This is a genomic window from Mycobacterium sp. Root135 (assembly GCF_001426545.1).
Taxonomy (GTDB): domain Bacteria; phylum Actinomycetota; class Actinomycetes; order Mycobacteriales; family Mycobacteriaceae; genus Mycobacterium.
In genome coordinates, this window is record NZ_LMEZ01000004.1 from 689,187 (window position 1) to 701,323 (window position 12,137).

General features: G+C 66.9%; 13 protein-coding genes. 9 read left to right on the top strand and 4 right to left on the bottom strand.

The annotated features are described in order from the left end of the window. The first annotated feature begins 17 nt into the window (after nucleotides 1-17). The 6 genes from ASD37_RS11000 (at nucleotide 18) to ASD37_RS11025 (ending at nucleotide 5,073) form a co-directional block, all read left to right on the top strand. Complete coding sequence (locus ASD37_RS11000) at nucleotides 18-980, top strand: LysR family transcriptional regulator (protein WP_056550960.1); 963 nt, start codon at nucleotides 18-20, stop codon at nucleotides 978-980. A gap of 138 nt (nucleotides 981-1,118) precedes the next feature. After that, nucleotides 1,119-2,159, top strand: coding sequence for an FAD/NAD(P)-binding protein (locus ASD37_RS11005; protein ID WP_056550961.1), 1,041 nt, complete (start codon nucleotides 1,119-1,121; stop codon nucleotides 2,157-2,159). Then, nucleotides 2,156-2,494: a YidH family protein gene (locus ASD37_RS11010; protein WP_056550962.1), complete on the top strand. Its 339-nt coding sequence runs from the start codon at nucleotides 2,156-2,158 to the stop codon at nucleotides 2,492-2,494. Before ASD37_RS11005 ends, ASD37_RS11010 begins: the two co-directional genes overlap by 4 nt. Next, entirely contained in the window at nucleotides 2,491-2,775 is a 285-nt protein-coding gene (locus tag ASD37_RS11015; protein WP_056550963.1) for a DUF202 domain-containing protein, read from the top strand. Before ASD37_RS11010 ends, ASD37_RS11015 begins: the two co-directional genes overlap by 4 nt. Before the next feature lie 136 nt (nucleotides 2,776-2,911). Continuing rightward, nucleotides 2,912-4,123: a DNA cytosine methyltransferase gene (locus ASD37_RS11020; protein ID WP_056550964.1), complete on the top strand. Its 1,212-nt coding sequence runs from the start codon at nucleotides 2,912-2,914 to the stop codon at nucleotides 4,121-4,123. 44 nt (nucleotides 4,124-4,167) lie between these two features. Beyond that, on the top strand, nucleotides 4,168-5,073 hold the full coding sequence (locus tag ASD37_RS11025; RefSeq protein ID WP_056550965.1) for a XamI family restriction endonuclease: 906 nt from the start codon (nucleotides 4,168-4,170) through the stop codon (nucleotides 5,071-5,073). Here ASD37_RS11025 and ASD37_RS11030 read toward each other — a convergent pair. Next, nucleotides 5,059-5,502 carry a very short patch repair endonuclease gene (locus ASD37_RS11030; protein WP_255354839.1) on the bottom strand — a complete coding sequence of 148 codons (444 nt, stop codon included), beginning with the start codon at nucleotides 5,500-5,502 and terminating at the stop codon, nucleotides 5,059-5,061. The genes ASD37_RS11025 and ASD37_RS11030 overlap by 15 nt on opposite strands. Nucleotides 5,503-5,581: 79 nt before the next feature. Here ASD37_RS11030 and ASD37_RS11035 point away from each other — a divergent pair, with 79 nt between their 5' ends. Both ASD37_RS11035 and ASD37_RS11040 read left to right on the top strand, forming a co-directional pair. Next, nucleotides 5,582-6,283: a GNAT family N-acetyltransferase gene (locus ASD37_RS11035; RefSeq protein ID WP_056551077.1), complete on the top strand. Its 702-nt coding sequence runs from the start codon at nucleotides 5,582-5,584 to the stop codon at nucleotides 6,281-6,283. Next, nucleotides 6,280-6,801, top strand: coding sequence for a hypothetical protein (locus ASD37_RS11040; RefSeq protein WP_056550966.1), 522 nt, complete (start codon nucleotides 6,280-6,282; stop codon nucleotides 6,799-6,801). Before ASD37_RS11035 ends, ASD37_RS11040 begins: the two co-directional genes overlap by 4 nt. Before the next feature lie 75 nt (nucleotides 6,802-6,876). On the opposite strand, the gene ASD37_RS11045 is transcribed toward ASD37_RS11040, so the two are convergent. Further along, nucleotides 6,877-8,271 carry a hypothetical protein gene (locus tag ASD37_RS11045; protein ID WP_056550967.1) on the bottom strand — a complete coding sequence of 465 codons (1,395 nt, stop codon included), beginning with the start codon at nucleotides 8,269-8,271 and terminating at the stop codon, nucleotides 6,877-6,879. A 797-nt stretch (nucleotides 8,272-9,068) separates the two neighbouring features. On the opposite strand from ASD37_RS11045, the gene ASD37_RS11050 reads away from it, so the two are divergent. Continuing rightward, a complete protein-coding gene (locus tag ASD37_RS11050; protein WP_082570065.1) occupies nucleotides 9,069-10,205 on the top strand; it encodes a fatty acid desaturase in 1,137 nt (378 codons plus the stop codon). On the opposite strand, the gene rfbA is transcribed toward ASD37_RS11050, so the two are convergent. Together rfbA and ASD37_RS30925 are read right to left on the bottom strand one after the other, a co-directional pair. Continuing rightward, nucleotides 10,164-11,027 (bottom strand): glucose-1-phosphate thymidylyltransferase RfbA, encoded by an 864-nt coding sequence (rfbA, locus tag ASD37_RS11055; RefSeq protein ID WP_056550968.1) that lies wholly within the window; start codon nucleotides 11,025-11,027, stop codon nucleotides 10,164-10,166. The genes ASD37_RS11050 and rfbA overlap by 42 nt on opposite strands. Before the next feature lie 23 nt (nucleotides 11,028-11,050). Then, on the bottom strand, nucleotides 11,051-11,704 hold the full coding sequence (locus ASD37_RS30925; RefSeq protein ID WP_082570066.1) for a hypothetical protein: 654 nt from the start codon (nucleotides 11,702-11,704) through the stop codon (nucleotides 11,051-11,053). Nucleotides 11,705-12,137: the final 433 nt, after the last annotated feature.

Below are 12,137 nucleotides of genomic sequence, written 5' to 3' on the forward strand. Positions count from 1 at the left end.
GTGCTTGCATTCACGTCATGCCCCTCAGTTCGCGCATGCCGGATCTCGCCGAGTTCGAGGTGCTGCTGGCGATCGCCGAAACGGGCAGCCTCGGTGCGGCCGCCAGGAAGGTCGGCCTGACCCAGCAGGCGGTCTCGGCACGATTGGCGTCGGTGGAGGCCCGCATCGGCGTGGAGCTAGCCGTCCGTACGCCGCGGGGTTCGCAGCTGACGCCCGCCGGTGTGGTCGTCGCCGAATGGGCTCACCAACTGCTCGACGTCGCCCATCACGTCGACGCCGGTTTGGCGTCGCTGCGCTCAGATGCCCGCAGCCGCATCAATATTTCGGCCAGTCAGACCGTCGCCGAACAGCTGTTGCCACGCTGGCTGATGTCCTTGCGGACGGCGGCGGCACGCCGCGGGACACCCGTCCCCGAGTTGACGTTGACAGCCACCAACAGCAGTCACGCCGTGGCCGACGTCGCCGATGGTACCGCGGACCTCGGTTTCATCGAAAGCCCCTCCGCACCAACCGGTTTGCGTAGCAAGGTGGTGGCGTCCGACGAACTGGTGGTCGTGGTGGCCCCCGACCACAAGTGGGCTCGGCGCCCACGGCCGGTCGACCCCGCCGAACTTGCGCAGACACCCGTCATTTCGCGCGAAACCGGTTCAGGAACCCGTGATTCGCTGATCGCCGCGTTGAAGCGTGCGGGGTGCGATCCCGCACATCAGGCACCGCCGGTCCTGGAACTCTCCTCGGCTGCGGCGGTCCGGGCGGCCGTCCTGTCCAGCCAGGCGCCCGCCGTGATGAGCAGACTGTCGATCGCCGACGACCTCGCCTTTGGCCGGCTACGGGAAGTCTCGACCCCCGAACTCGACCTGCGCCGCCACCTTCGGGCCATTTGGGTCGGCGGCCGGACGCCCCCGGCGGGCGCGGTTCGCGACCTCCTCGGCCACATCCAGACGATGCAGCGGCTACAACGCAGCACCTCGGCCACCTGACGCGTCGCCCAGCACTCACAACGCGCGCTTGTGAGCTCACAACGTCGCGACCGCTACTGCCGAGCGCTCGGTGCGTCGACCATGGAATGCGTGGCGCCGAGCGGCAACACATCAGTGCGACGAGAAGGAGCGCTTCCCATGGATACGACGAATTACCGGTGGACAGTCGTCGGGGCCGGGCCAGCCGGAATTGCCACGGTCGGCCAATTGATCGACCGCGGCGTCCCCGCAGGTGAGATCGCCTGGGTGGATCCCGAATTCGCAGTGGGTGACTTCGGAACCAAGTGGTCCGTCGTGTCGAGCAACACCCGAACCAGCAGCTTCCTGCGCTTCCTCGACTCGACGGCGGCATTCGACTTCGCCAAGGCACCGGACTTCGACATCCGTGGGGTCGATCCGCACGAGACGTGTCTGCTCGGAGCGGTGGCGGAGCCGCTGCACTGGATCACCGCGCAGCTCACCGACAGGGTCGCCGCTCACGAGACCAGTGCCACCCGGCTGGAGTTGAGCGAGCGATGTTGGACGGTGCACACCGAACAGTCCGTCCTCACCTCCGACAACGTGGTCTTGGCGATCGGGTCCGACGCACGCACGCTGAACCATCCCGGACTCCACGAGATCCCGCTCGACGTGGTCGTCGACCCGCACGAGTTGGCGACGGAGGATCTCGATGGTGCGACGGTCGCCGTGTTCGGCTCCTCGCACTCGACGATGATCGCCCTGCCGAATCTGCTGGCGCAGCCGGTGGCGAAGATCGTGAACTTCTATCAGCATCCGTTGCGCTACGCCGTCGAGTTCGAGGACTGGACGCTGTTCGACGACACCGGGCTCAAAGGCCGTGCGGCCCAGTGGGCACGCGAGAACCTCGACGGTCGGATTCCCGATCGCCTCCAGCGTTGCCACGTCGACGATCCCGGGTTCGACGAACTGCTCGGGCAGTGCGACCGCGTGGTCTACACCGTCGGATTCGAGCCACGCACAGTCGACGCGCCACAGTGGGGTCCGTTGCGGCACAACCCCTCCAACGGGATCATCGCCCCCGGACTCTTCGGCATCGGCATCGCGTACCCCGGTCACCGAGTCGACCCGACGGGATACGCCGAACACCGCGTCGGACTGGAGAAGTTCATGCAGCAACTCGACCAGTGCCTGCCCATCTGGCTACGGTACGGCGCATGACTGGCCATGAGCCCGACTACCGTTTCACCCTCGCCAACGAACGCACCTTCCTGGCGTGGATCAGGACGGCACTGGCCTTGATCGCCGGTGGCGTGGCGGTCGCCCAGTTGCTGCCACCGTTTCCGGTGTCGTGGGGTCGGCACGGGTTGGCGACACTGCTGGTGGCCGCGGGCGCGGTGACGGCCGTGGCGTCGGTGCGCCGTTGGCAGCAGGTGCAGCGCGCGATGCGGGACGACGACGTCCTGCCTCCGACGCGGCTGCCGCTCGCGCTGACGGTTTTCCTGCTCGCCGCGTGCGTGGCGGTGCTCGTCATGATTCTCCTTGGGCGGCCGTGAGCCTGCAACGGGAGCGGACTCACCTCGGTTGGGAGAGAACCGCGTTCAGCTTCATGGCGGTTGGCATCCTGTTGGCCTTCCGCTCCGGGGAGACGCTGGTGCACGGGCATTCGTTCCTCGCGATCGCCGCACTGCTCGCGGCCGCGATCGCATCCCTGATCCGCCGCCGTCAACTCGGCGACAATGGTGTCGCGATTGCACCGGCGCAGTGGCAAATCGCGGTGACCGGTGGCCTCACCGCGGCACTTGGGATCGGGTGCGCCGTCGCCATCTGGTGGTGACCCTCCCACGGCGCGCGTCCCGGCGAACACGACGTCCGTCGACGACAATGGCAGACGACGATGGCATGGGATTCTTGTCGGTGCGAGGCTGTATACCTGATGTCGAACGGCCGTTCGATGCACGGAAGGGGTTGCGGTGGCACCGCGCAGTACGCGCAAGGCGCAGGTGGTCAGCCTGTTCGCCGGGGCCGGCGGTTTCGACATCGCCCTCGAACGCGCTGGTTGGGACGTCGTCGTCGCAACGGACCACGCCGCGGACGCCATGGAGACCCTGCGCGCCAGCAAGGCCGCCGGCATCCCCATCAAGGGCCGACGCGGCAAGCACCTGGCCAAGACCACTCTGATCGAGAAGGACGTCGCGACGCTGACCGCCGACGAGCTGCGTCCGCGCAGCGCCGGTGCCGACTGGCGCCCCGACCTGCTGGCCGGCGGGCCACCGTGCCAGCCGTGGTCGTCGGCGGGTCACCAGAAGGGCCTCAAGGACTCCCGCGGCCAGCTGATCGCCCACATGATTCGCCTCGTCGAGGAACTCCAGCCCCGCTACGTGCTGTTCGAGAACGTCCGCGGCCTCGTCACCGCGGTCGGTCCGAAGGGCGCCCCCGGCGAGGTCCTGCGCAGCATCCAAGACGACCTCCGCGACCTCGGCTACTCCAGTCGAATAGCCACGCTCAACGCCGCCGACTACGGCGCCGCGCAACGCCGGGTCCGCCTCTACCTGATCGCCACTGCCGACCACGAGCTTCCGGAGTTCCCCGAGCCCACCCACCACCGGTACGGCGAGAACGGCCTCAAGCCGTGGGTCTCGCTCGGTGAGCTCCTCGACTCGCTGCCGCCCGCGCAGCATGACGCCGTCGTCCGGCCCAACGGAATCGACGGCGACGCGTTGCGTCAGCTGACCCCGGGCACCGGCCTCCGCACGAAGGGCCGCGTGATGAACAACCGCCCCAGCGGGCAGTGGGGCTACCGACAGGACGCCTTCCTCGCCAACCTTGGACTGCCGTCACGCACCATCAGGACCGCGTCGACGCCCGACTGGATCAAGCTGCCGGAGGACCACGACATTCGACGTCTGACGTGGCAAGAATGCGCTGCGCTGCAAGGCTTCCCGCGTGACTGGCGATTCGCAGGCAAGACCAGCAACTTCTTCCGCCACATCGGCAACGCCGTTCAGGTCGACGCGGTGGAAGCTATCGGCCGCACCCTGCTCGAATCGGTTCGCAACGGCCCTTCCGAGACGCCGCCGCCGATGCCACCGTGGCCCGACTATCTGACCAAGCGTGTTCGCTACACCGAGGCGGAGCACCGGGTCAACGGAAGCTTGCGCACCAGGATCCTCGCCAACAAGTAGCCTGTCGGGCGGACGCCAGGCGGCCCAGTGGCAGACTCGGCCGGGTGTCGCCAACGTTCGTCGCCCCGCCCCAGTGGACGGCCGCCGAACTGAAGGCCGCTCGCGACACCGCCGAGGACGCCTTTACCCACCTCCGCCGCGAGGAGGGGCCCAAGGCCTTCCAGCGCATGTACAACCAACTCCGGCCGCGGGTCGAGCAGGTCTTCGAGGCGTCCGACGACATCCAGAACCTCACCGGCGCCGTCTTCAAGGCCGATCCACAGGCCTGGCAGGCCTGCCGTTATCTGTGCGGGCCGCCGATCAGCCAGGAGGATCTGTGGACCCTCGTCGGTGGTCCGAAGTTTCGCTCCGTACCGCCGGCCTACGCCGAGGACACGGCGGAGGCGATTCGCGTCGTCGTCGACCCGGTGCGCTTCCCCTGGCTCGCGCAGGGCCGTCCGCCGTGGCCGGACGAGCGGGAAATGGCGATCATGGCGACGACGGTGCTTTGGGCCGCCCAACAAACCGGTACGGAACGACGCGGTGAGGCCTCGTCCCGGCAGGAGACGATGACCGCGAAGACGCTCGACGATGCGGGGTTGACGCTCGAAGTCTCCCGTGCGCCAATTCAATTCATCGACGACATGCCACGCGGCGGATACAGTCGCGAACGCCGCCTCGCCGGCGCGAAGTGCGACGTGCCGGCCCGGTTGTTCGACGGCCGACTGCTTGCGCTGGAATGCAAGGTGTCCAACGGCCCGAAGAACGGCTGGAAGCGCGTCAACCGGGAGGTGGGCGGCAAGTCCGACTCGTGGCGTGCGCACTTCGGCAGCCAAGCTCTCACCGGCGTGATCCTGGCCGGGGTGTTTGACCTGTCCTGCCTAGTGACGGCGCAGGACCGGGGCGTGACCATCCTGTGGGAACACGACATGAACCCGCTCCGCGAGTTCGTCGAATCAACTTCGGGCTGAACGACTTTCGACGATCTGTCGAACCGTCGCGGCGGCGTCCTCGGCGGATTCGTGTTCCCACACCCGGACGGGTACCCAGCCGGCGTCGCGCAGCGCCTCGTCGGTCGCCCGATCCCGCGCGCTGTTTCCCTCGATCTTCGCCACCCAGAAGTCGTTGTTGCGCTTCGGTTTCGTGGAGTGCAGCGGGCAACCGTGCCAAAAGCACCCGTCCACGAAGACCGCCACCTTGGCTCGCCGGAAGACGATGTCGGCTTCGCGCCGCAGACCGGGCAACGGCCGCTGATGAATCCGGTACCTCAGCCCGGCCTCGTGCAGACGCGACCGCAACGCCACCTCGATCGACGTGTCACGTCGCCGTTGGCGCTGCATGCGCGCCGAGGTGGCCTGGTCGGTCTGCAGGTCGAAGCCCAGAGGTTTGTCTCGGGACACCCCTCCACGTTAGCGCCGAGAATCGACCACGCCACGAAAAGGGTTGCGCTCGCCGCCCCGCGTGCGATCCGATGACAGCATGACCGCCGCGATCTGGCCGCTGTTCGAGCTCCATGTGTCGACTCCCCGCCTGTCGCTGCGCTACGTCACCGACGAGCTTGCCGGCGAACTCGCCGATCTGGCTGCGCAAGGGATTCACGATCCGGAGACCATGCCGTTCTCCGAGCCGTGGACCGACGTTCCGCCGCCGGCTCTGCAGCGCGACGCGGTGCGGTACTTCTGGCGGTGCAGAGCCGACACCACCACTGAGCGTTGGACTCTCAACCTCGCGGCCCATCACCGAGACGGCGACATCTTGGGCGTCTGCACGCTCAGTGCCGAGCACTTTCCCACCACCCGCACCGTGACGACCGGGTCGTGGATCGGCCGCCGGTTTCAAGGTCGGGGGCTCGGCCAGGAGATGCGTCAGGCGGCACTGCACCTGATCTTCGCCGGTCTGGACGGCGTCACCGCCAGCACCCGCGCGTGGCACGACAACGCAGCCTCACTACGCATCACGAGATCGCTGCCCTACACCGAACAGCGCTCAGTTCGCGAGATCCGCCGCGATCGACCCGACACCATGCTGGCGTTCACGATGGACCGAGAGCAGTGGCAGACCGTTCGGCGCAGCGACATCCAACTCGCAGGCACCACGTCGATCCGCGAATTCCTCGGCGTGCCGACACCCCTGCAAATCGGCACGCCAGCAAATTCAGCGGATACGATTGTCACACTATGAAGCATGCCGCCGAGCCCCACGAGGAGCTGTCGCCCCCGCCGGCACAGCCCACCGCGCGATCCCCGTGGCGATGGGCCACCCTCGCTCTCGCGCTGGTCGCGGCCGTGGCGACCGGAGTGGCCGTCTGGGCTCTGACGCGGACGCCGGCGGAGAACTCGGCGACGCCAACGAACCAAGAGGTGGCCGACGCAAAGGGCCGGGCCTGCGAGGCCTACATCAAGGTGCGGACCGCGGTGGCCCTGCAAACCCAGGGCGCAGTTGGCACCGATCCCGCTGCCGCACAAGCGATTGCGGCGAATGCGCGGTTGGCCATGTCCGTCGGCAGTCAGCATCTCGTCGACAACCTCAGCCCCGCCGTGCCCGCCGAGTTGGCCGGGCTGCTTCGCACGCTTGCCACTGACCTTCAGAATCTCACCATCAACGCCCTGGCCGGGACCCCGGACGACGACGCCGGCCAGGTGACCAGACTCCGCGACCTCGAGACCAACAGCAAGAAGATCGTCGAGCAGTGCAAGTGAGCTGATCCTCCAGACCCCAAACGAAGAGCCGCCCCGGTCTGCACCGGGGCGGCTCTCGTCTGTGCGGCTACGTCATCAGTTGGAGCTGTCGGCCCCACCGCTTGAACCGGCACCGCTCGAACCGGCACCGCTCGAACCGGCACTGCTCGAACCACCGGACGTCGTCGCGGCGCCTCCCGTGCTCGGGGTCCCGGCGCCACTGGTAGCGGCGGGCTTGGGGCCGGTTCCGGTGAACTTCTCGATTCCCTTCTTTACGGAATCGGCGAAGGACCGGAGCGGTTTGAACGGGTCGTTTCGACCGTTGCCGGCGGGCTTGGTGCTCGGCGCTCCCGACAGGGGAACGCCGTTGACGCCGGGAATCTCGACCTTGGCCGGGGTCTCGTCGACCTTCGGCGTGGTGTCGTCCACCTCGGTCGTCTCGATGTTCGCGACCTTGGTGGCGCCGGCGTCCGCACCCTCGGTGGCGGGATCGGGAACGGTTGGCGCCACGGACGCCGCCAGCGCGGTGGACGGCGCGGCGGTCCTGAGCGGCAACGGATTCGTGACCGGCGGGTTGATGGTGCCCGGCGGCGGCGGGTTGATTCCGGCGAATTCGGTCTCGGCGGCCGTCAGGTCCGGCGCCAGCGAGATGACGAGGCCTGGCGGGAAGAGGCTGGTCCTGATGGACGGAATGAAGTTGAAGTCGAACACCATCGAGCCGATCTTGGTCGTGGTGTGCAGACCGCCGGCGAAGTAGGCGTTGACCGGCCCGTTGCCGAAGTCCAACGAGAACACGAACCCCGTCGTCCCCGTGTTGGTGATGATCCCGGGGATGCCTGCCGACCACCGGCCGATGTCGACGGCACTCCAATCGTCCGGCTGTCCGCTGCTCAGGACGTTGCCGCCGGCCGCGTCTTGCACCTGGGTGAGGCCGATGGCTTTGAGGACGTTGAGGTTGAAGAATGCGGGACCGAGGTTGTTGGCAGTCTGCAGGAAACCGGCGTGCGTGCCGACGAACGGGTCGTACCAGGCGACGTTGTCCACGAAGCCGATGGCGCCGGCACTGTTGGCCAGGCCCGCCAACCCGAGTGCCCACTGATCCAGATCGGTCACGTTGATGGTGGACTGCTGCGGCCTGGTCGGGTCCTGTTGAGCGACGATCGACTTGATCGAGTTGAGGCCGAAGGTCAGGGGCCCGAGCTTATTGGCCGTCTGCAGCGCGGCGCCGACACCGACCTTGAAGCCGTTGGCGTACTGATTGACCGCCGACACCGTGGCCGCGCCGGTGCTGCTGATCGCGGCGGCGGGCGCCAGCGCCCACGGGAAGGTTTGGTTGACGTCGAACTCTAGTGGCAGGGCCGCCGTGCGGATGGCTGGCGCGGTCGCCGCTTCAGGGGTAGCAGCGGCTGATCCGTATTGACTAATAAGCAACGCCGCTGCGCCGACCGCCGTGACACCGGCACCGACGGAGAGGCTATTGGTCCTAAACATGAATCCCCTTTGCCAACAGTTAACTGCTGTATTGAACGTGGTGTTAATTTACCCCGGCTCATCGAAATTGCAACCGGTCCAGCTAACTCGAAATTGGACCCTATGCACTTTGCTGCCAGGAAAGCCCACACATGGGGGAAGGCTATGACTGAGCGGGTCGAGGCATTTGCTCCTCGCGTCGACCTCCCGGCCTACGCCAGCCAAATGGCAAACGGCCGCCTTCGCAGCCGTTGAGCCGCGGTGCCCCCCGGATCGTCGACCGTAGGCCCGACCGATGAGGCGGGAGTGCTGATCAGAGCGGTGCAGCCGTCGCCAAGGGAAGCCGAAGGACGTCGGGGCGGAATGCCGGGGTAGCAAACTTTCAAGATCGGTTATTTGCTGGATCGCGTCAGGGTCGCACCGATGGCCAGGGGTCCAGGTAGCGATGCCCGGGCCACGGGTGCCGAAATGGCGTGCCTTGGTGCGCCGATGTCCTCATTTCGAATGGCACTGGCGAACCCCATTGTTAGCAGAGGCGCAGACCTAGCTGGGCTCGACAGTTATTGCACATTTAGCCAATTGCACATCGGCCCGCGGCGGGCGCTCAAAATGCGCTCGACGCGATGGCCTTGCCGACGGTGGAGCGGGAGCCGGCAAGCCCGCGAGCCGGCGGCCTCAACGTCTAGGCTGTACACACCTACACGGGCTGGAGCCGAGCGAGTCGCGAAGCCCCGGCACACGCGAACCCGGACCCGGACCCTGCCGATTCGCGACCCTCGCCCGAGGGCCGTCCGAACCGATCAGAAACCTATGAACCGATGGCCATTGCCGACGTCGCCGAGTACGCCCACTTGTCCGAATCCGACCTGGACGCGCTCGCCGCCGCATTGGACGACATCCGCCGCGACGTCGAAGCCACCCGCGGAACCCGCGATCGGACCTACATCCGCCGGACGATCGCGTTCCAACGCGCGCTGGAGCTTGCCTCCCGGTTGACGATCGCCGGCACCAAGGGCAGGCGCGGCTGGTGGCTCGGCACCCTCGGGCTCGCCGCTGCCAAGAGCATCGAGAACATGGAGATCGCCCACAACGTCGGCCACGGCCAATGGGACTGGATGAACGACCCCGAGATCCACTCCACCACCTGGGAGTGGGACATGGCGGGCCTGTCGTCGCAGTGGCGCTACTCCCACAACTACCGACACCACGTGAACACCAACGTCGTCGGGGTCGACGACGACCTCGGCTACGGCGTGCTGCGGGTGACCAAGGACCAGGAGTGGAACCCCGGTTACCTCTTCGCGCCGCTGCGGAGTGTGTTGCTCGCGCTCGGATTCGAGTGGGGCATCGCCCTTCACGATCTGTACTCGGAGCAGGAACGAGCCACCACCGATGCCGAGAAGTCGGCCCACGGCAAGGCACTGCTGCGCAAGATCGGCCGCCAGATGGGCAAGGACTACGCGCTGTACCCGGCCCTGAGCATGAAGCGGTGGCGACGGACCCTTGGCGCCAACATCACCGCCAACGTGCTGCGCAACATCTGGGCGTACGTGGTGATCTGTTGTGGCCACTTCGCCGACGGCGCCGAGAAGTTCGAGCCCGAGACGCTCGAGGACGAGACCAAGGCCGAGTGGTATCTACGACAGATGTTGGGCAGCGCCAACTTCGACGCCGGCCCCGTGATGGCGTTCATGAGCGGCAACCTCTGCTACCAGATCGAGCACCATCTGTTTCCCGACCTGCCGAGCAACCGCTATGCCGAGATCGCCAGGCGGGTGCGAGCGTTGTGCGACACCTACGAGCTGCCCTATACGACGGGCCACCTGATCAAGCAGTACCTGATGACGGTGCGCACGGTGTTCGCACTGGCCTTGCCAGACCGGTTCTCCGAGAACGGCTTTCGGCCGACTCGGCTAGGTGTCGAGAAGCTGCAACAGGTACGCGCCATATCCTGACTTCGTCAACGAGCGGGCCCGCCGGGCCAGCTGGTCGTCGTCGATGAAGCCGAGCCTCCAGGCGACTTCCTCTGGCACGCCGATCTTCAGGCCCTGCCTGCGCTCGATGGTGCGCACGTAGTCACTGGCGTCGAGCAGCGAGTCGAAGGTGCCGGTGTCGAGCCAAGCCGTGCCGCGCGCCAACACCTCGACGCCCAGCTTGCCCTGCTCGAGGTAGGTCCGGTTGACGTCGGTGATCTCGTACTCGCCACGGTCGGACGGCCGTAGCGACTTCGCGATCTCGACGACGTCGTTGTCGTAGAAGTACAGTCCCGGCACCGCGTAGTGAGACTTCGGGGTGGCCGGCTTCTCCTCCAGCGACAACGCTCTGCCGTCGTCGCCGAACTCGATGACGCCGTACGCCGACGGGTTGGCCACCCAGTACGCGAAGATGGCGCCGCCGTCGACGTCGCGGAAACGAGCCAGGCTGGTGCCCAGACTCGGTCCGTAGAAGATGTTGTCGCCCAAGATCAATGCGACTGAATCGTCGCCGATGTGGCCGGCGCCGACGACGAAGGCCTGGGCTACGCCGTCGGGGCGATCCTGGACCGCGTAGGTGACGTTCGTTCCGAAGTTCGAACCGTCCCCGAGCAATCGGGTGAAGGCCTCGACGTCACCCGCGGTGGTGATGACCTGGATGTCGCGGATGCCCGCCATGATGAGCGTCGAAAGCGAGTAGTAGATCAGCGGCTTGTCGTACACGGGCAGCAATTGCTTGCACACGCCCATGGTGATCGGATACAGGCGAGTACCCGTGCCCCCGGCCAGGATGATTCCCCGCATGCAAGCACCCTAGGTCAGGTGGGTCAGCCCGCGGCTCCGCCACCACTCGGCGTCTCGGGTGCCTCGGTCGGCGGCACCGTCACCGTTTGAGTCACGGTGCTGGTACTGGTGCTCGTCGACACGGTCGTGCTCGTGGTCGGACTCGGCGTCGTCGTGGTGGTCGTGGTGGTGGTGGTCGTCGTCGTCGTCGTCGGGCTGGTGGTCGTCGTCGTCGCCGCCGAAGAATCGGTCGTCGTGCTCGGCGCCTCGGTCTGCGTCACCGTCTCCGTGCCGCCGGTCGGTGCCGGTACGACGGACTCGGCCGACGACGGCGTGGTCGTCGCGCTGGTGCTCGACGTGGTCGACGTGGAACTCGAGCCGTCGTCGCCGGTGAGCGAGACGATGGCGTAGACGATCACCGCGAGGATGATGACGCCCAATGCGCCGAGGCTGACCAGACCCGGCGGCGTGCGATACCAGGGCCGCGGCGGCTCCGGTGGCGGCTGCTGGCCATGGGGATCCGGCGCTCCGTAGGGGTCCGGTGCCCCGTACGGGTCGGGCGCTCCGTAGTTCGAGGCCATCGTCGGCTCGCTGTAAGCCTGCGACTCGCCCTGCGGGTAGCTGCCGTACTGCGTCGGCTCGCCATCGGAGTAGTACGGGTCGTCTTGGGGTCCGCCGGGACCGTCGTTGCGCGCCACGGGACCCGATGCTACCCAGTACGGCCCCCGGTCTCGGGGGACCTCCGTCGGCGAGGCGCGCCGACGACGCGCCGAAACGCTCAGTTTTTTTGAAGGTTTTTTCGAGATGGCCTATACCACCTGACCCGGCGTCATGGTCGGCTACCTTTTGAGCCAAACCTGCGTGGGCGTTGATTTTCCGGTCAAACGGCACCATAACGGTAATTATTCCGGCCACACGGCGTCCCCTGGGCGCGGGAACGAGCAGGTGCAGCAACCGCCAAACGCCCCGGCGTCGACCAGTAGGAATGTCCAGCGTCCTGGGAGTTCGCAGGCCAGAGGGTTGCCGCTCGGTGTCCATTCCTGAAAGTCCGAGTTGCCATCCGTCGTTTTTCGGAAAAGATGCAATGGCACCTCGACGGGAGGCGTACAGGTAATGGACACCGTCGGGACA